We start from the raw sequence: 19,595 nt of genomic DNA on the forward strand, positions 1-19,595 counted from the left end.
AAACTTTAGACTTTGGACATTGGACTTTTTTGTATCTGGTACCCCTGTAGGGATTTGAACCCTAGTTCTATGGCTGAGAACCATATGTCCTAACCAGGCTAGACGACAAGGGCATTTAAACCAATAAAGAATAGCTGATTTAAAACCTAAAAGCAAGCTCTTCTGGCTGCCTAACTTGCAAAAAACTAGCAAATCAGTTATGATATGCCTACTTAATTAACCTTTATATTTTATGATTGCAGTAATAGAAACAGGGGGTAAACAGTATCTTATTAAACCAGGCACGGTTATCTCTATAGAAAAAATAGCGAAAGCGAAAGAAGGTGAAAAGTTGCTTTTTGATAAAGTGCTTTTTACTGCCGATGGTGACAAAATCAGTTTGGGCCGACCCTACCTTAAAGGTGCTACTGTCGAAGCGGATGTTTTAAAAATCGGCCGTTCTCGAAAAATGATTGTCTTTAAATATAAAAACAAAACCCGATACAGCAAAAAGCAAGGTCATCGCCAGCCCTTTGTCCAAGTCAAAGTAAAATAAGAAAATTAAAACTGCCTTCCGGGCAGTTTTTTCAAGCCTAAAATTGAAAATTAAAAATCAACTTTACAGAACCTATCCTATGTTTCTTGCCTATATTTTAAGGCATTAGACAATGTTTCCTCGTCGGCGAATTCCACTTCGCTCCCATGAGGCAATCCACTTGCTAAGCGAGAGAATTTAATTTCTTTGTCTATATTTTGTAGTTGATTCTTTAAATAATTAGCCGTTAAATTGCCGTCTGTAGTTTGCCCCAAAGCGATAATTATTTCTTTAATACGCGCTTGAGGGATGTTTTTTTGTCTTTTCACCCTTTCTTTTAATTCTTTAATTCTTAATTTTTGGCTATTTTCTGGGTCAATAGCCGTTAAAAGCCCTCCCAAAACAAAATATAAACCATGATAAGTGCCAGTTTTCTCCAAGGATAAAAGATCTGTTTCTTTCTCGACAAGGAGAAGTGTTTGGTGATCTCTTTTTTTGTCAGCGCATACTGGACAAACCGACAGCTCCTTATCATCAGTTTCAAACGGCATAAAACATAACGAGCAAATTTTTAATTTAGCCATTGTTTCTTGACCAGCCTTAACAAGTATTTCCAAGTCAGCAAAGGGGTGGTCTTCTTGGTCTGGGCGCGCAAGGGCATAGGCGGCCCTCAGGGCCTGTCTTGTAGTCATTCCCGGCATTTGGGCTATTATATTCGCCAGGTGTTTTAAATTTTTAGGGATTATTTCCATAGATATCTCGCGGTCTTGCAAAACAAAGTTATTATAAATCCTCCGGCGGAATAGAGTTTTCGTCTTCACCATATTGTTCAAAACCTTCAGCACTGCTATCCATATCGGTAAAGCTAGCAATATCTTGATTAAAGTATAGCTGTATTTGGCCGGTAGGCCCGTTTCTGTGTTTGGCGATAATAATATCGGCAATTGGCGTATGGTTATACGTTTCGGGCTGGTTGTCGGTATTAGTAATACCAAAACCGCCGCCCCTCACCTTATCTTTCCTATAAATAAACATAACGATATCGGCATCTTGTTCGATAGACCCGCTTTCTCTTAAATCAGATAGACGAGGTTTTTGATCTCCATCTCTTTTTTCCACATCACGCGATAATTGCGAGAGGGCGAGAACGGGAACATTTAATTCCCTGGCAATCGCTTTTAAACCTCTGGATATTTCTGTAACTTGTTGGACCATGCTTTGAGCGCTATTAGCCGGTTGTATCAACTGCAAATAATCGATAACAATCAAACCCAAGCCAACCTCTGTCTGTAATCTACGAGCCATGGTTCTTATTTGCAAAATAGTGGGGGAAGGGGTGTCGTCTATATAAACTGGACATTGTGATAGAGTGTCCATGGCATCTCTTAATATCGTAAAATCATTTAGTTCTCCCTCTGCCGATAAATGGCCAGTTCTAATTTTCCAGGCATCAATTCTTGATTGGGCTGCCAACATTCTGTCTACCAACTGATCCTTAGACATTTCTAAGCTAAAAAACCCAATAGGCTTTTTGCTCTTCATAGCTGCTTGTCGAGCGATATCTAAAGCTAAAGAGGTTTTTCCTAAAGATGGCCTGGCTGCTAAAATAATCAAATCTGATTTTTGTAATCCAGAAAGTTTATTATCCAAATCTTTGAAGCCGGTGGCGATGCCACGCATAGAGCCATACCCTTGTTTATTTAATTCGTCAATTCTTTCATAAGCTGATTTTAATTCAGTATTTAAAGGAACAAAGTCTCTGGTAATAGAACTTTGAGAAATAGCGAAAATAGCTTGTTCGGCCTTGTCTACCAAGACGTTTACGTCTTGGTCTTCTTGCCAGCCCAAGGAAGCAATATCAGAAGAAGCGCTAATCAGGTCTCTTAAAATCTTCTTCTGGTGGACTATCTGAGCATAATAATAAATATTGGAGGCGCTGGAAACTTTATTAACCAAAGCGCTTAAAGTGCTGGAACCGCCAATACTTTTTAAAGTATCGGTATCTTTAAGACGATTGCTGACGCTGACTATATCAATTGGTTCCGCTTTGGAAAAAAGGTCTAGGATGGTTCTATAAATAATTTGATGGGCTGGTTTATAAAAATCATCCGTTTGTAAAATATCAGCGACTTTGTACATGGCATTTCTATCTATAAGAATAGCGCCGAGCACGGCCTCCTCTGCTTCAATACTCTGTGGTGGCATTCTATCTGTCGCGTTCGAACCCACCTTATTAGTAAGCTGATATTTTTTTTCTCCGATTTTGTTGCTAGTAGGCATAGTTCTGGTTTAAATTGCTGGCGGTTAATAATTTAACATTCAAGTATAATTAATTTGTTCCCTTGATTTCAATAATTTGACCTCGGGGAGTATCTTTGACCCAAAAGCCTAAACTTTCGATTTCATTTCTAAGCCTATCTGATTCTGCCCAGTCTTTTTCCTCTCTTTTATTTTTTCTGCTATCAAGCAGAGAAACCAAATTGGCAGGAATTAATTCATGAACTTTGGGCAAGAGTTTCAATCCTAAAATAGTATCCATTTTTGCAATAGTGTTCAAAATCTCGCTAGCATTTTCAAAATCCAATTTTTCTTGGTATTTATTTAAGAAAATGTTTAAGCTAGCTAAAGCTTGCGGCATATTTAAATCCGTATCGCAAGCTTCATTAAAAGCCCTTATGATTGCCTCGTAATTAGACCCAAAATCAGTCTTAGTTTCTTTAAGCAGGTCGCGATAAGTAGGGTAATATGTCAGAAGGTCAGCCATTAGCTGAATATTGGCGATAGTCTGCTTCAGGTTCTGCAAAGACATTTGCGCCGCTGCCAATGAGTCCCAATCAAACTCAATTTTTTTTCGGTAATGAGTATTTAAGATTAGGTATCTATAAGAGAGGGGGTCAAAGCCTTTTTCTTTTAAGGTTGAGACGAGGATAGCATTGCCTTCGGATTTGCCCATACGCCCCTCTTTTAGCTCTAAAAATTCCCCATGAAGCCAATATTTAACAAAGGGCTTGCCGGTAGCCGCTTCTGCCTCAGCGATTTCATTAGTATGATGGACTGGAATATGGTCTATGCCTCCGCAATGAATGTCAAAAGTTTCGCCTAAATATTTCATGGACATCGCCGCGCACTCTATGTGCCAGCCGGGGAAACCTTTACCCCAAGGAGAATCCCATTCCATTTGCCGTTTTATTCCAATCGGAGAAAATTTCCATAAGGCAAAATCGGTAGGATTCTTCTTCTCGGCTATCATTTCTACTCTGATGCCGGCTCTTAACCCTTCAATATTAAGTCCCGCCAATTTTCCATAATCAGCGAGCTTGGAGGTATCAAAATAAATACCGTCGCTAGTTTTGTAAGTAAAGCCTTTGTTTTCTAACCTTTGTATCAATTCGATTTGTTCATTAATATGCTCAGTTGCCTTGCACCAAATATTAGGGGGGATGATATTCAGCTCTTCTAAATCTTTTTGGAAGGCAGTTGTATAAAAGGCCGCTATTTCCCAAGCGTTTTTCTTTTCCTTGATAGCCTCTTTCTCTAGCTTATCTTCACCAGTATCTGCATCAGAAGTCAAATGTCCTACGTCGGTGATGTTCATGACGTGGTTGACTTTATAATTGTGCGTCAGAAGGACTCTTTTTAAAATATCCTCAAAAATATAGGTTCGCAGATTGCCTATATGGGCATACATATATACAGTGGGCCCGCAGGTATAAAGACCGACGTTGGGCGGGTCAAGAGGAACAAATTCTTCTAATTGACGCGAAAGTGTGTTGTAGAACTTAAGGCTCATTAAATAATATTTTTCTTTTTAAGTATAGCAAAAACGATAACTGATAAAGTTGCGCCTAAAGCCAAAATATAGACCCAGCTAAAGGGGAGATTTATTAAGGGTAAGTCTCTGCTATTAATTTGATAAATAGAAAAGACGAGCAGAGCCGGCCAAATAAACAGGGAGATGTAGGTATAGACTCCGGTTAGGCGATTTACTTCAGTGGAAACCAGGGTATTAAAAGTGCTTTCCAAAGAATTAATAATATCACTAAAGCCCTCGATAGTGTTATTCATCTTGAAGCTGTCATTAACCAAAATATCAAAATAGGTTTCTGAGTCTTTGCCATAGAAAGTGGTCCCCATAATCTTAAGGGAGTCAATGATGTTTCGATTGAGGCTCGCTATCCTTCTAAAGCTTAGGATATCTCTTTTTAACATAGCCAGTTTCAGCACCAAGACATGATCTGATGTATGGCGATCAAGAATTTCTTTCTCAACGGCAGTAAGCTTATCGTTGATATGTCTAATTTCTCTGTCGCAATATTCGAAATAAGTTTCTAAGAGTTTTTCCAGAAATACATAAGGGGTGGAGTTAAGATATTTCTCGCCGATTTCCTCTGGGGCGCAATTGGCTAAGATTTGCTCAATCGGTTCGACATTGTTTTCGTAGCGTATCGTAATGATAGTGTCTTTGGTTAATATGACATCTAGCTCTAAGGGCCTAGTTAATTGTTGAGCATCCTCCCAAAAGGGGAAATGGAAGACGGCGTAAAGTAAATCGCCATGCCTATTTACACTTTGTCGGGGCGATTGCTCCATTAACCCGGCCAAAACATGGGGGGGAAGTTTATACTCGTTTTTGAGATAATTGATATCTTGCTCATTAGGCAGGCCGATATCAATCCAAGTGCATCTATTTTTTATAATAAGCATGAAGTTTCTTTATTAAAAGTTGTTACAAGTTTACCATGTTTAAAAAGCGGCATCAATGGTTTATAAAATGGGGATAGTTAAAGAGCAAATGAGCACTCTTGACAATAGACTGCTAATGAGTATAATGGTCAAGATAAACATTGTTTAGCCTTTATGACGAAAACAAAAAAAACGGCCAAAATTAGTAAGAATACTAAGGCCATTAAAATAAATTCTGCCAGCAGAAGCAAAAAGAAGACAGACCTTCTAGATCGTCGCTATCGGATTCTCAATTTGGTGGTGAGCCAGTATTTAGAAAAGGGAGAACCTATCGCATCTGATTTTTTTTGCGAACACTATAACCTGGCCCTTAGTCCAGCATCAATTAGAAGAGAGTTCTTTTTTTTAACCAAGGACAAATATTTGACGCAGCTTTATCATTCTGCGGGGCGTATTCCTACTGATGAAGCTTTGGAGCTATTTATTGACAACTTTTTGCGCAGTGACCAACTTGCCAAAACTATGAATAATTTGTTCCAGTCATTGCGCGAATATTTGGAACCAGCCCAGCTTAAAAAAGCCGATCAAGAACCTGAATCCTTTGAAGAACTAGTTGATCGTTTAGCCCAAGAATCTCGGAGCCTAACCCTAGGCTACAATAAAGACAAAAATCATATCTATAGAGCTGGTCTAGAATATTTTTTGGATCAATTAAAAATTGATGAACCTCAGCAATTAAAAAAGATAATCCTTAGTTTAGAAGAAATTCCTGATAAATTACAGAAGGTAATTGAAGGACAGAAGCCCAATAAAGTCTATACCTATGTTGGACAGAACGGTCCCTTTACGGGGTCAGAAGACATGAGTGCTATCACCCTCAATATGCCCAAGCCCAATTGGCTCTTAGCTATTTTGGGACCTAAATATATGGCTTATGATAAAAATATTGCTCTCTTGCAACTTATTGCTAATAAATTAAGTTAATTATGACAAATAAAAAAAATTCGGCCCCAAATGCCGATAACCAAACGAGCGCTCCAAAAATATCTGAAATACCGCAAGAAAATCTCAACCAATTAGAAACACTGCAGCAAAAAATAGAACAGTTAGAAGAAGAGAAAGAAAAATACCTTAAAGGTTGGCAACAGGAAAGAGCGGACATTTTGAACTATAAGCAAAAAGAAAATGAACGAATAAGCGAAGCCATTAAGTTTGCTAACCAGGCGCTTCTCAAAGACCTTATTGGTGTGATGGATAATTTTGATTTTACCGTAGCCAACTTAGAATCTTTGGAGCAAGCTGACGGCGATAAACCAAAAAATTGGGAGGTGATGTTAAAGGGGATTTATCTTGTGAAAAGTAATCTGGAAAAGCTTTTGACTGATTATGGGCTGGCTAAAATTCCTGCCTTAGGTATTCCCTTCAATCCTGCGGTGCATGAAGCGGTAAACTATGCTAATGACCCCACCCAGCCTGCTGATATTATTACAGAGGAATTGCAGAGCGGTTATAGTCTGGAAGGACGCACTCTTAGGCCCGCTAAGGTTATCGTAAACTCTCCTCCCTCAGCAGAATCGAAAAATGGTGAATGAATTTAGTGCTTGAATTTTACTTGGACTTTAGAAATTTGTGTTTTACTTTAAACTTTACAAACTTTATAACTTTATAAACTTATTTACTTATGTCTAAAATTATTGGAATTGATTTGGGAACCACTTACTCAGAAATGTCTGTTTTTGAAAATGGTCAACCTAAAGTATTGGAAAATAGCGATGGAGAGAGAACCACTCCTTCCGTTGTGGCTATTAATAAAAATGGAGAACGTCTGGTAGGCATGCTAGCCAAAAGGCAGGCTATTATTAACCCTACCAACACGATTTTCTCTGTGAAAAGACTAATCGGGAGAAAGTTTTCCGATGAAACTGTGCAGCAAGATAAAAAGATTTTGCCTTATGAAATTCGCGAGGCTGCGAATGGCGGTGTAGAAATTAAAATGGCTGATAAATGGTATAAACCGGAAGAAATTTCCGCTATGATTTTGCAGAAGCTTAAGGCTGATGCCGAAAAATATTTTGGTGAACCAGTGAATGAAGCTGTTATTACCGTGCCTGCTTATTTTGATGATTCGGAGCGTCAAGCTACTAAAAACGCTGGTGAAATTGCTGGCTTAAAAGTTACTAGAATTTTGAACGAACCAACTGCTGCTGCTCTGGCTTATGGTTTTAATAAAAAAAGCAATAGCAAATTGGTTGTTTATGATTTTGGCGGCGGCACCCTAGATGTTTCTGTTATTGAAGTTGTGAATGACCTGAAAGATGAAAAGGCTGGTGACAAAGGTGGGGAAGAGGTGACAGTGCTCTCTACTGGCGGCGATAGCCACTTAGGTGGAGATGACTTTGACCAAAGAATTATAGATTGGGTTATCGGAGAATTTAAAAAAGAAAATAGCATTGACCTCTCCAAAGACCCTTTGGCTTTGCAAAGAATTAAAGAGGCTTCCGAAAAAGCCAAGAGAGAACTGTCTACTTCCCTGGAAAGCGAAATCAATCTGCCTTTTATTGCTTCCGATAGCGCTAACACTCCCAAGCATTTGGTTATGAAGATTACTCGCGCTAAATTTGAGGAATTAACGCGCGATTTAGTAGATAAATCTATTGAGAGATTAAAAGGCACCCTAGCTTCGGCTAATTTAACCCTCAAAGATATTGATGATGTTATCCTTGTGGGCGGAACCACTCGTATTCCTATGGTACAACAGAGAATCAAAGATCTGACCGGCAAGGAACCCAAGAAAGATATTAATCCCGACGAGGTAGTTTCTATGGGAGCGGCTATTGTGGCTGGCAATTCTAATGGTTCCAGCCAAGGAATACTTCTTATTGATATTACGCCCTTAACTTTGTCTATCGAAACTATGGGTGGTGTTGCTACCCCCATGATTCCCAAAAACACTTACATTCCTTATAAACACACGCAAATATTTTCCACAGCAGAAAATAACCAACCTTCTGTAGAGATTCATATAGTGCAAGGAGAAAGGCCGATGGCTGCGGACAATAAAACATTAGGGAAATTTATTCTTGATGGTATTATGCCGGCGCCTCGGGGCGTTCCCCAAATTGAAGTCACTTTCGATATCGATTCTAATGGCATTTTGAATGTTACCGCCGCTGATAAAGCTACGGGCAAAAGTCAGTCTGTCAGAATAGAGGGTTCTACTGGCCTCTCCAAAGAAGATGTAGAAAAGATGAAACAGGAAGCAGAAAAATTTGCCGATGAAGATAAGAAGAAGAAAGACCTAATTGAAGCGCAAAATCAGGCGAATGCTTTGACCTATACCGCCGAGTCCGCGCTTAAAGACGCTGGCGATAAGATAACTCCTGAGCTTAAAACTAAAATTGAAGAGAAGATTAATCATCTTAAAACAGTGGCTACTCAAAATAATTTAGAAGAAATTAAGTTGGCAAGCGAAGATTTAAGCGCCACTCTGCAAGAAATTGGTAAGACTATGTATCAGACAAAAGAAGAACCCAAAAAGGAAGATGCTCAGCCTCAGTCAGAAGAGCCCAAGACTTAAAAAGGAATAAAAGGGGTACTTGTAATTTTACATCTACCCCTTTCATCGGTTATAATAGCAATAAGCTTATCAAGTTCATAAAATCGAAAGTTTTAAAAAGGGGTCTATAATAAACAAGTGTTTTAGATTTTCTTTAAACTTGGAACTTTGGATTTTTATGTTAACTTTATAACTTTACTAACTTTATAAACTTGTTGTATGCCTACCGACCCTTTCGATGTTCTTAAGAAGATCTTTAAGCCCAAAGCAGTAGTATCGCAAGAGAACGATTTCTATCGTGTCTACCGTATGGCTTACAGCGATAGACGCCTATTCTATAAACAAAGCTTGGCCATATTATTGTTAATCATTCTAACTGTCTTAGTCGGAATGACTGGTTATAGCTTTTTGTCTCAGGAGCAGGTGCTGGGAGCAATTTCTCCTTTTTGGTTGCCAATAGTCTTATCGTTGTTTCTCTTGGCCGCTGTTCCCATCGTAGATTTTACTTTTAAGACCAAATATCTTGTCCTCTTCTTTTCTTCCACCATTTTTCTTGTCCTCTGCTTAATCTTGCAAGTATCCTTAAAGGGGACTGTTTACTGGCAACTCTTGATACCACTAGTTGCCTATCTAGCGCTCACCCTTATTGGTACCGGTCGCATGAAAATGCAGGCTGAGAATCAGATAGACTTTAGCTGGTGGCAAATTAGTAAGACGGGGCTACGATTTTTTATTTATGCCTATCTTTGTCTTTTCTTTGTTTTTGGATTTTGGATGGTTAAAAATAGTAGCGTAAAATATAATTTAGATTGGGAAAGTTTATTCACTCGGTCAGTAAGCAAGCAAATGAAGTATGTTATTCCTCAGATCAATTTGGAGGGGAGTATCGATGATTTATTAACCAGCATTATTGATAAACAATTTAATGAAGTTCCGGTAGGCCCGGATGCAAATACTGGCTTGCCACCAATTATTCCTGACGCTACCCCTGTCACCACCTCGGCTTCTAAAACTAAATCGAAGGCCACAACTATTACTACTAAGATTAAAACCACGACAACGACAGTGCCAAACTATGCCACGCTAATAACCCAAGAGACTCTAAGGCAGAAGGCCATATTGCTGGTAAGCGCTAAGAATCAATTAGCTAAAGTTTTGGGTATAGACATTAGCGGTCAAGAAACTATTTTTGGGCTAATGAAAAAGTTTATTGTCACTAAATTCAACACCTGGGGCCCGGTTATTACTTCTATTCTTATCCTGGTTCTGGGTCTAGTAGCGTGGCAATTGATTAATGTGCTAGTATCAGTGGTTTGTCTCTTTACCAGTCTTCTCAGCGGTTTGCTATTAAAAATATTATTAAGTACCAAGTTTTTGCAATTTAAAACAGTCAACATTCCCCATAAGATATTGGCTCTCAACGAAGATTAATCTATGCGTGATTATTATCAGACTTTAGGAATAAAAGAAAATGCCAGTCAAGAAGAAATTAAACGCGCGTTTCATCAATTAGCTTACAAGTATCATCCCGATCGACCGGGGGGCGATGAAGACAAGTTTAAGGAAATTAACGAGGCTTATCAGACTCTTAATGACCCTCAAAAAAGAGCCCAATATGATGCTATGCGTCGAGGCGGTTTTGACTTCAGTGGTACAAACGGCTACCAAGGAGAAGCTGCGCGTGGTTTTGGCGGGTTTAATGATTTTTCTGATTTTGGTTTTGATTTCAGCCAGTTTGGAAACTTTGGTTCCTTTTCTGGTAATCGCCAAGCAAGCGGAGAAGAGAAACTAAACATAGAGATCACTCCCAATGATATTACCCGTGGTATGGAAAGAGAGATGGCTTATGAAGATATTGTTGATTGTCCCACCTGCCATGGTTCTGGAGCTGAGCCCGGTTATGGTTTTAAAACCTGTCCAGTATGCAAAGGAAGCGGCTCGCAAAAAATTAGGGTACCCTTATTTGGGAATATTAGTATCGCTTGTGAAAATTGCGGAGGGACGGGAAAAATAGCTGAACGAGTATGTCATACTTGCAGGGGGAAGGGTAAGGTGAAGGAAACCAAACGGTTTAATATAAAAATCACTCCTATAAAATAAACTTATGGCTTACGAGGAAAAGGAGCTAGAATCTATGCCTTTAGCTGAAAGGATGCGTCCTCGTGATTTCAAAGAGTTCATTGGTCAAGAAGAAGTGGTGGGACCGAATACTCTTCTAAGGCAATCGATAGAAAATGATACTCTACAATCAGTTATTCTTTGGGGTCCTCCGGGTTGCGGTAAGACTACTTTGGCCAAAATTATTGCTAGAAATACTCGTAGTTATTTTCAAGATTTTTTGCCTATAGCCCAAGGTGTGGCTGATGTTAGGGAAATTGTGGCGTTAGCCAAGAAACGCTATCATTTTAATGGTCAAAAAACTATTTTATTTGTAGACGAAATTCATCGTTTTAATAGAGGCCAACAAGATGTTTTTCTTCCTTATGTCGAAGACGGTTCTATTATTTTAGTAGGGGCAACCACTGAAAACCCTTCTTTTGATATTATTACCCCCTTGCAATCTCGTTCCATTGTAGTTCCTCTGAAACCTTTAGATAGCCTTTCCATGGCTAAAATTATCAGAGGAGTATTGAAAGATAAGGAAAGGGGCTTGGGGAAATATAATGTAGCGATTAAAGAGTCGGCATTGAAAAATTTAGTGACGTTTGCCGATGGTGATGCCAGGAATGCTCTTAATCTTTTGGAATTTATAGTCATCAACCATGCCTATCCTTCTTCAGAAAAGAAATTAATTATCGATAACGAGCTATTAAAAACCAGCCTGCCCAAGCAAATCATTCGCTACGACAAAAAGGGAGACATGCATTATGATATTATTTCGGCTTTTATTAAATCTATGCGCGATAGTAACCCCGATGCCGCCATCTATTGGTTGGCTCGTATGCTTGCTGCCGGGGAAGATATTCGTTTTATTGCCAGACGTATGATAATTTTTGCTTGTGAAGACATTGACCATATGGATGAAACAGCCATTATAGTAGCTAATAATGTGGCTCAGGCAGTGGAATATGTGGGTCTGCCCGAAGCCAGAATTATTTTAGCCCACGGAGTGACTTATTTAGCTTCAGCCCAAAAAGACAACGCTTCTTATATGGCCATAGAAGCCGCCCTAAAAGACGTTGAAGATTATGGCAATTTACCGGTACCCTTGCATTTACGCAATGCCGTTACTAAGCTAATGAAAAATTTGGGATATCATGAGGGTTATAAATATCCTCATGAATATGAAGGTCATATAACTGACCAGGGAGCAAAAGATTTACCGGAAAAATTGCGAGGCAAAACATATTTTAAACGTCGCGCAGAATAGCCATTTTTTCATTGCCAATTAGAATTTTGTGATTTATCCACTACTTAGAAATTTAAAACGTATTTATGTCTTTATTTTTTGTAATTTTGGGTATAGTTGGCATAGTCCTTTGGATTATAGGCATAGTTATAATTCTCTGGAATCTTAAAAAGATTACCGGCAGACCCCAAGATGATCGCTCACTAAATCTCCTTCAGGGGCAGATTTCTGATATTCATAGAACTTTGGACGAAAGGCTGAAGGACTTAAATTTTGTTACTCGCGATATTACAGAAAAAGTTACCAAATTGGATGATACCAACAAGCAGGTGATTGGTTTTGCCGATCAACTGCAGAATTTGCAGAATATTCTCCAGAACAGCAAACTCAGAGGCAATTTAGGGGAGTATCAACTGTCCCTGGTTTTGAGTAATGCTTTGCCGCCTGCCGCCTACAAGGAACAATATGAATTTCAGAATGGTGAAGCTGTGGATGCGGCTATTTTCTATAAAAAGAAAATTATTCCCGTGGATTCCAAGTTTCCCTTGGAAAACTATAACCGGCTGTTAAGTGAGAAAAATGAAGCTGAAAAAGCCAAGTGGGACAAAGCTGTTTCTGACGATATCAAAAAAAGAATAGAGGAAACGGCGAAATATATTCGCCCCAAAGAGGGGACAACTGATTTTGCTTTTATGTTTATCCCCTCGGAGGCTATTTATTATGATATTTTAACTAATAATGTGGGCGCGCTCAAAAGCAATACCCGCTCTTTGGTAGAATATGCTATGGTGGACAAGCGTGTTTATATAGTAGCTCCCACTACTTTATGGGTTTATCTGCAAATGGTGGTTCAAGGATTAAAAGACGAAAAGCTAGAAAATTCTTTAGGAGACATTCAGGAAAAATTAAGAGATTTAGTTTCTCATCTTAAAAATTTGGAAACTTATTTTAAAAAGCTGGGCGAACACCTCAGAACAAGTGTAGGCGCTTTTAATGATGCTTATAAAGAACTGGGAAAATTCAGCAAAGACGTTCATAAAATTACCGATTTGGACATAGAAATTATTCCAGACAAACTTGATAAACCCAGGAATTGGGAATCAGAATCAGATGATGAAGACGAAGAGTAATTCTTAAAATAACCCTCTTGACAGCCTCTAATTTTAGACTATAATGCCTTATTGGCAATCTCTGGTCAAGATTGCTAATCAACTGTTATTAATTAATTTAAAGAGATTCTCATGGATAATATAAAACCCTTGTCAGATCATTTGTTTATAGAAAAAATAAAAGAAGAAAAAGTCAGCGCCTCGGGGATTGTTATTCCCGAAACGGCTGAAAATCACTCTTCTATTGGCAAAGTAGTAGCCGCGGGGCCAGGAAAAACCAATGAAGATGGCGACTTAATACCAATGACGGTTAAGGTTGGCGACACGGTAGTGTTCACTCAGTATTCTCCTTCAGATATTAAAATTAATGATAAAGAATATTTAGTCGTGCGCGAATCGGATGTTCTCGCTATCCTCTCGGAGTAAATGCGTAAGAATTTGAAATAAATATAATATTTTTCTTGAATTCCGGGCTTTTTACTTTATAAACTTTATAACTTTACAAACTTTATAAACTTATTGACATGGCAAAACAAATTTTATTTGATGACAAGTCTCGTCAATCGCTTAAAAACGGCGTAGATAAGCTTTCTAATGCTGTTAAAATCACTCTTGGTCCTAAAGGCTCTCATGTTGTTATAGACAAAGGCTTTGGTTCTCCCGTTATCACTAATGACGGCGTGACCATCGCCAAGGAGGTTGAGCTAGAAGACAAGGTGGAAAATGTCGGTGCCGCTTTAGTCAAAGAGGCTTCGGAAAAAACCAAAGAATTAGCTGGCGACGGTAGCACTACGGCGGTAGTCTTGGCTTGGTCTATGATTAACGCTGGTTTAAAAAATGTTACGGCTGGGGCCAATGCTTTAAAGCTTAAAGGAGGCATGGACAAAGCGGTTAAGTTCGTGACTGATTATCTCGACGAAATAAAGAAGCCCATTGATGTGAATAATAAGGTAGAGGTGGCTAATATTGGCGCCATTTCTGCTCGTGATCAAAAAATTGGCGACATGATAGCCGATATTATGGCTAAGGTCGGGAAAGATGGTGTCATTACCGTAGAAGAGTCCCAAAGCACTGGGCTCAGCAATGAAATAGTTGAAGGCCTAGAATTTGATCGCGGTTATGCTTCTCCCTATATGGTGACCAATGCCGATAGAATGGAAGCAGTTTTGGATGAGCCGTATATTTTGATTACCGACAAAAAAATTTCTGCCATTAGCGACTTGCTTCCTGTTTTGGATAAAATAGTCAAAACTGGCAAAAAAGAGTTAGTGATTATTGCCGACGACATCGAAGGGGAAGCTTTGGCAACTTTGGTGGTCAATAAACTACGCGGTATTCTCAATGCAGTAGCCGTTAAAGCGCCTGGCTTTGGCGATAGCCGCAAAGACCAATTAGAAGATATTGCAGCTGTTACCGGTGGCAAGGTAATCACAGACCAATTGGGTCTCAAGTTGGAAAATACCAATTTGGATGATTTGGGACAAGCTCGTCGAGTAGTAATTGCAAAAGATAATACTATTATTGTTGGCGGCAAGGGAGAAAAGAAAAATATAGAAGCTCGTCTTTCTCAAATCAAGGTGGCTCTTGAAACAACCACTTCTTCCTATGATAAAGAAAAATTGCAAGAAAGACAGGCCAAGCTCTCTGGCGGAGTAGCTGTTATTAAAGCTGGCGCTGCTACGGAAGTAGAGCAAAAAGAAATTCAACAAAGAATTGAGGATGCCGTGCACGCTACTAAAGCCGCTGTGGAAGAAGGGATTGTGGCTGGCGGTGGCGTAGCATTATTAAGAGCCGCGGCTAAATTGAACGAACTAAAAGTAGAGGATGAGGACGAGAAAACTGGTGTTGCTATCATCAAGCGCGCTCTTGAAGAGCCGATTAGGCAGATTGCTACCAATGCCGGTTTAGATGGCGCCGTTGTTGCTCAGAAAGCCCGAGAGGCGCAAGACAGTTTTGGCTTTAATGCAGCGACAGATGAATTTGAAGACCTGCTCAAATCTGGTGTCATTGACCCTAAGAAAGTAACCAGGATTGCTCTTGAGAAAGCCGCTTCCATTGCCGGAATGTTTTTGACAACTCAAGCTGTCATTACCGATATTCCTGAGAAAAAAGACCATGACCATACTCCAGCTATGCCGGATATGAGCGGTATGGGAGGAGAAGACTACTAAGATATAACAGCAAGGAGGCCGTGAGGCCTCCTTGCTTGCCCTTAGAGTATTTTATCGTTATACTTAATAAGCTAATAGCTAATAATAAATTAAATTTGCATATGATTATTTTGCTAATTGTTGTAGCTATAATCGCTCTCTTCTTCATTGGCGTTTATAACTCTTTGGCTCAGGCTAGGCAAAGAGTGAAGAATGCTTTGGCAGATATAGACGTTCAATTAAAAAGACGTTTTGACCTTATCCCCAATTTGGTAAACACAGTGAAGGGTTATGCTAAGCAAGAAGAGGGGGTTTTAACTAAAATTACCGAAGCTCGTACTAATTTTGAAAAAGCCGCATCACCTGCCGACAAAATGGCTGCCAATGAGGCCGTCAGCAAAATGTTGCCCCAGATTTATGCTGTTGCCGAGAATTATCCTGATTTAAAATCTAATCAAAATTTTTTGGAGTTGCAAAGGGAACTAGTAGATACTGAAGATAAGCTTCAAGCTGCTCGCAGATTCTTTGATGGCGCGGTGGAAAGCTATAACACTAAATTAGTGGCTTTTCCTTCTAATATTGCGGCTAACATATTAGGTTACAAAGAAGAGAAATATTTTGAGACTTCTACTCCGGAGGAAAAAGAAAACGTCAAAGTCGAATTTTAACTTTTGTTTAGTTTGCTATGACCAACCTTTATGATTTCTCAGAGAGGAATGTTTTCAAGACCTGGATACTACTCTTTGGTTTTGCAGCTCTCATTGGCGGATTAGGTTATATACTCTCAAATATTTACGCTGAACCCGCTATTTTTTATGTGGCGATAATCCTCAGCCTGATAGAAGTCTGGCGCAGTTATTGGTTTTCCAAAGATATTATTCTTCGCTCGGTGAAGGCTCATAAGGCTACGCCGGAGGATAATCCTTATCTTAATGATATTGTTGAAAACTTGGCTATTACTGTTGGCTTGCCTACTCCTGAGGTGTATGTTATAGACGACCCTTCGCCCAATGCTTTTGCTACCGGTCGTAATCCTAAAAACTCGGCTATTTGCGTAACCACTGGACTACTCAACCTATTCTCGGCTAATCCTGACGGTTCCTTTGACTTTCAAGGCAAAAGAAAGCTTGAAGGTGTTTTGGCTCACGAGCTATCACACATCAAAAACTATGACATCTTGCTTTCTAGCGTAGCTGCCACTTTAGTTAGCGTTGTTTGGACGATAATAAACTTGGTTAGTCGTTCTGGCCAGTCTAGAAGAAGGAGCAATGACGATTCCGGGTCTTTACTCTGGGGAATCTTGGCTTTGTTGGCTATGATTTTAGCCCCCTTGGCGGCGATTCTTCTGCAAATGGCAATATCGCGCAAGCGGGAATATGTGGCGGATGCTAATGCGGGTATTATTACTCGTTTTCCCGAGGGATTAGCCGAAGCTCTGGAAGAGATAGAGCAGGATACTCATAAGCTCAGCGTGCCTTCTAATGTTCAGTCGTTATTTATAGCCTCGCCGCTTAAAAACGATTCTCAGGGCAAAAGAAACTGGTTTGTGGGCCTTTTTGACACTCATCCGCCTATAGAAGATAGAATCAAAGTTTTACGTTCGGCTTAACGTTTCTAATTACACAAAAAAACACTTCTCACGAAGTGTTTTTTATAATTATATTAGTGTTCTTAACTTGCAGAAATAACGTTTTTTGAGTATAGTAAACAAGTTCATTTATAGACTATTTGGAGAGGTCGCATAGTTGGTCTAGTGCGCGCGCTTGGAAAGCGCGTAACCCGCAAGGGTTCGCGAGTTCGAATCTCGCCCTCTCCGCCATTTTCACTTTTTGTAAAATTGTAAACAACAATCGCTTGCATTGGCTTGATTTATAAAGGTAACCTTTTATGATGGTTAGCTGGTTTTTGTGTTACAATAAAAGTGGTTATCAATTTAATAATTGGTCATGAAAACAAAAAATATTGGCAAAATGCTTTTAGCTATAGCCATTTGCGAATCAGCCGGAGCGATAGGCTCCCTTTTTACTACGCCGGCTATTCCAACTTGGTTTTCTGGCATTAATAAACCGACGTTTTCTCCTCCCAATTGGCTTTTCGCCCCAGTTTGGACAATCCTATTTGCCCTCATGGGAATTGCCGTTTACTTAGTCTATAGGGAGGGGAGAAGTAAAAAAACGACAAGAATTGCTCTGCTTATTTTTGCCGTTCAATTATTATTGAATATTCTTTGGTCAGTTTTGTTTTTTGGCATGCATAACCCAGGCCACGCTTTAATAGAAATTATTTGCCTATGGATAGCCATTCTTTTCACTATTATTTCTTTCTTCAGAATATCAAAACCAGCAGCTATTCTATTAATTCCTTATATTCTTTGGGTGAGTTTTGCCAGCGTGCTTAACTTTTCCATTTGGCGCCTAAATTTCCAACTCATGAGCCCAACGGTTTGCACTATGGAAGCTAAACTTTGCCCTGATGGCTCTTTTGTCGGTCGTACTGGCCCTAAATGCGAGTTTGCTCCGTGTCCTGCCATAGACGTAACTAAAACATGGACAACTTTCGCTGATGCTCAGCGCGGAATTCTTTTTAAATACCCTCAAGATTGGGGCACAACCTATATTCATCCTGTTGACTGGCCACCTCAGGTTGAGATTATGAGCGCACCCTTTGCTTGCACTGAAGGGGGTACGGAAATTGCACGAGCTGGCATTACTGCCAAAACATTAATTAACGGGACCGAATATTGCGTGACCAAAGAAAGTGAAGGCGCTGCCGGCAGTATTTATACCAATTACGCCTATGCTTTTGCCAAAGACAATAAAACTATCATTTTTACCTTCACTGGCAGAGCTGTTCAGTGCGATAACTACGATGACCCTCAAAAAACCGCTTGCAAAAATGAAAGAGCTTCTTTTGTTCTAGATAATCTCGTTGACCCTATAGCCAAGTCTTTTCAGCTTTCTTCTTAATTTATTGAGACAAACAAAAACACTCCGCCGCAAAGGGGAGTGTTTTTTATCAAAGCCCTGTCTTTAACTGGCTTTGTTAATCTTAATTTTTTGTTTTGAGGTGGGAGATTCTTTGGGCAAGACGAGGGTAAGCACGCCGTCTTTCATATCTGCCGTCACCTCATTTGGTTTTATTCTATTAGGCAATACGAAGCTTCTTTGAAATTCGCCATACTGTCTTTCATAACGATAAAACTTATTGCTTTGGTCTTCTGTTTCATTTGCATGCTTGCCGCTGATAGTCAAGTTTTCTTCGTCTACGTCTATATCAATTTCTTCTGGTTTCAAGCCAGGAACATCAGCGATTACTTTAATGTCTTTGTCTGTTTCTGAAATATCTACTTTCGGATAGAGGGGTTGGTGTTGCCAAAGCTCCAGGGAATTTAACGGGTCCCAAATGCTTTCGCTTACCATTTGATTGATGGCGTCCCTCAAAGAAAGGGCATGGCTATCATTAGCCACAGAAGGGTCTTTTTCAGCCTTCTTTTTATTGATGATATTCATATTGTTTATATTTAAATTTAATTAACGACCTTTTTAACGCCCTCATTATAGCTCAATGAGCAGTCTTGTCAAGAGATTGCTCAAATCTGTATTTCCCTTTTCCAGCAGAGTGAAGTATTATAATTAAGCGCGATAAACCCTATAATTTAGAATTTATGGTTTTTATTTCTTACAATCAGCTATCAAAATTAGAGAAAGCTGCCTTAACCGAAGCTGAAAATACCCTCAAGAATGCCTATGTCCCGTATTCTCATTTTAATGTAGCTGCTTGCCTTTATACCGCAGATGGTCAGTTGATTGCTGGCGCTAATTGCGAGAACGCCTCTTACGGCTTAGTTACGTGCGCCGAGCGGTCTGCCATCGTGAGGGCCAATGCCATGGGAATCAGGAAATTTATGGGTATGGCTATTATCACTAAGGGGGACAGCTTCGATACAACCGAACCTACCGCGCCTTGCGGCAGTTGCCGACAAATGCTCTTTGAGCTTTCCCAATTGTCTAATTGCGACCTAAAAATAACAATGTCTAACACCAAGAAAGACAAAATTATGATTGCTAGCATCAGCGAACTTTTACCATATGCTTTTGGTCCCAAGGACCTGAACATAGATATTAACAGGTATCAGAATTAAAATCATAGCTTTTAAATATTTTTGGCAACGGCAACGTGTCTGTATTCATTGTACTCAAACCTTACAATGGCTTATATGGGATGAGTATGCACA

The 19,595-nt window shown here is 39.5% G+C and carries 18 protein-coding genes, 2 tRNA genes and 1 pseudogene; 15 read left to right on the forward strand and 6 right to left on the reverse strand.

Annotated elements, in window-relative coordinates:
• Positions 1–36: 36 nt before the first annotated feature.
• Positions 37–113 (reverse strand) — tRNA-Glu (locus tag PK547_01575).
• A gap of 119 nt (positions 114–232) precedes the next feature.
• On the opposite strand from PK547_01575, the gene rplU reads away from it, so the two are divergent.
• Entirely contained in the window at positions 233–535 is a 303-nt protein-coding gene (rplU, locus tag PK547_01580; GenBank protein ID HPR91404.1) for a 50S ribosomal protein L21, read from the forward strand.
• A gap of 77 nt (positions 536–612) precedes the next feature.
• Here rplU and PK547_01585 read toward each other — a convergent pair whose 3' ends face one another.
• The 4 genes from PK547_01585 to PK547_01600 are packed head-to-tail and all read right to left on the reverse strand — an operon-like array spanning position 613 to position 5,218.
• A complete protein-coding gene (locus tag PK547_01585; protein ID HPR91405.1) occupies positions 613–1,266 on the reverse strand; it encodes a toprim domain-containing protein in 654 nt (217 codons plus the stop codon).
• A gap of 31 nt (positions 1,267–1,297) precedes the next feature.
• Positions 1,298–2,794, reverse strand: a complete 1,497-nt coding sequence (gene dnaB, locus PK547_01590; GenBank protein ID HPR91406.1) for a replicative DNA helicase — start codon at positions 2,792–2,794, stop codon at positions 1,298–1,300.
• Positions 2,795–2,843: 49 nt separating this feature from the next.
• On the reverse strand, positions 2,844–4,304 hold the full coding sequence (cysS, locus tag PK547_01595) for a cysteine--tRNA ligase (GenBank protein HPR91407.1): 1,461 nt from the start codon (positions 4,302–4,304) through the stop codon (positions 2,844–2,846).
• Positions 4,304–5,218 (reverse strand): CorA family divalent cation transporter, encoded by a 915-nt coding sequence (locus tag PK547_01600; GenBank protein ID HPR91408.1) that lies wholly within the window; start codon positions 5,216–5,218, stop codon positions 4,304–4,306. The genes cysS and PK547_01600 overlap by 1 nt, the downstream gene beginning before the upstream one ends.
• 153 nt (positions 5,219–5,371) lie before the next feature.
• Here PK547_01600 and PK547_01605 point away from each other — a divergent pair, with 153 nt between their 5' ends.
• The 13 genes and pseudogenes from PK547_01605 to PK547_01665 all read left to right on the forward strand — a co-directional run bounded on the left by PK547_01605 (position 5,372) and on the right by PK547_01665 (position 17,781).
• Positions 5,372–6,181 (forward strand): hypothetical protein, encoded by an 810-nt coding sequence (locus PK547_01605; GenBank protein HPR91409.1) that lies wholly within the window; start codon positions 5,372–5,374, stop codon positions 6,179–6,181.
• A 2-nt stretch (positions 6,182–6,183) separates the two neighbouring features.
• Positions 6,184–6,789, forward strand: coding sequence for a nucleotide exchange factor GrpE (locus PK547_01610; protein HPR91410.1), 606 nt, complete (start codon positions 6,184–6,186; stop codon positions 6,787–6,789).
• Positions 6,790–6,878: 89 nt separating this feature from the next.
• On the forward strand, positions 6,879–8,774 hold the full coding sequence (gene dnaK / locus PK547_01615) for a molecular chaperone DnaK (GenBank protein ID HPR91411.1): 1,896 nt from the start codon (positions 6,879–6,881) through the stop codon (positions 8,772–8,774).
• A 198-nt stretch (positions 8,775–8,972) separates the two neighbouring features.
• Positions 8,973–10,184, forward strand: coding sequence for a hypothetical protein (locus PK547_01620; GenBank protein HPR91412.1), 1,212 nt, complete (start codon positions 8,973–8,975; stop codon positions 10,182–10,184).
• Between the two features lie 3 nt (positions 10,185–10,187).
• Positions 10,188–10,853 carry a DnaJ domain-containing protein gene (locus PK547_01625; protein ID HPR91413.1) on the forward strand — a complete coding sequence of 222 codons (666 nt, stop codon included), beginning with the start codon at positions 10,188–10,190 and terminating at the stop codon, positions 10,851–10,853.
• A 4-nt stretch (positions 10,854–10,857) separates the two neighbouring features.
• Entirely contained in the window at positions 10,858–12,123 is a 1,266-nt protein-coding gene (locus PK547_01630; protein ID HPR91414.1) for a replication-associated recombination protein A, read from the forward strand.
• Positions 12,124–12,188: 65 nt separating this feature from the next.
• Entirely contained in the window at positions 12,189–13,232 is a 1,044-nt protein-coding gene (gene rmuC / locus PK547_01635; GenBank protein ID HPR91415.1) for a DNA recombination protein RmuC, read from the forward strand.
• Positions 13,233–13,343: 111 nt separating this feature from the next.
• On the forward strand, positions 13,344–13,637 hold the full coding sequence (locus PK547_01640) for a co-chaperone GroES (GenBank protein ID HPR91416.1): 294 nt from the start codon (positions 13,344–13,346) through the stop codon (positions 13,635–13,637).
• Between the two features lie 98 nt (positions 13,638–13,735).
• Complete coding sequence (groL, locus tag PK547_01645; GenBank protein ID HPR91417.1) at positions 13,736–15,382, forward strand: chaperonin GroEL; 1,647 nt, start codon at positions 13,736–13,738, stop codon at positions 15,380–15,382.
• Positions 15,383–15,483: 101 nt separating this feature from the next.
• Complete coding sequence (locus PK547_01650; GenBank protein HPR91418.1) at positions 15,484–16,029, forward strand: LemA family protein; 546 nt, start codon at positions 15,484–15,486, stop codon at positions 16,027–16,029.
• 17 nt (positions 16,030–16,046) lie between these two features.
• Positions 16,047–16,970 carry a M48 family metallopeptidase gene (locus PK547_01655; protein ID HPR91419.1) on the forward strand — a complete coding sequence of 308 codons (924 nt, stop codon included), beginning with the start codon at positions 16,047–16,049 and terminating at the stop codon, positions 16,968–16,970.
• A 121-nt stretch (positions 16,971–17,091) separates the two neighbouring features.
• A tRNA-Ser gene (locus PK547_01660) sits at positions 17,092–17,180 on the forward strand.
• A 127-nt stretch (positions 17,181–17,307) separates the two neighbouring features.
• A pseudogene (locus tag PK547_01665) lies at positions 17,308–17,781 on the forward strand (tryptophan-rich sensory protein).
• Between the two features lie 609 nt (positions 17,782–18,390).
• Here the strand turns inward: PK547_01665 and PK547_01670 are convergent.
• A complete protein-coding gene (locus PK547_01670) occupies positions 18,391–18,870 on the reverse strand; it encodes an Hsp20/alpha crystallin family protein (protein ID HPR91420.1) in 480 nt (159 codons plus the stop codon).
• 155 nt (positions 18,871–19,025) lie between these two features.
• Here PK547_01670 and cdd point away from each other — a divergent pair, with 155 nt between their 5' ends.
• Positions 19,026–19,502 (forward strand): cytidine deaminase, encoded by a 477-nt coding sequence (cdd, locus tag PK547_01675; protein HPR91421.1) that lies wholly within the window; start codon positions 19,026–19,028, stop codon positions 19,500–19,502.
• Positions 19,503–19,595 lie beyond the last annotated feature (93 nt).

The organism is Candidatus Paceibacterota bacterium, assembly GCA_035404205.1.
In the GTDB taxonomy this organism is placed as follows: Bacteria; Patescibacteriota; Minisyncoccia; order UBA6257; family JAVHQB01; genus JAVHQB01.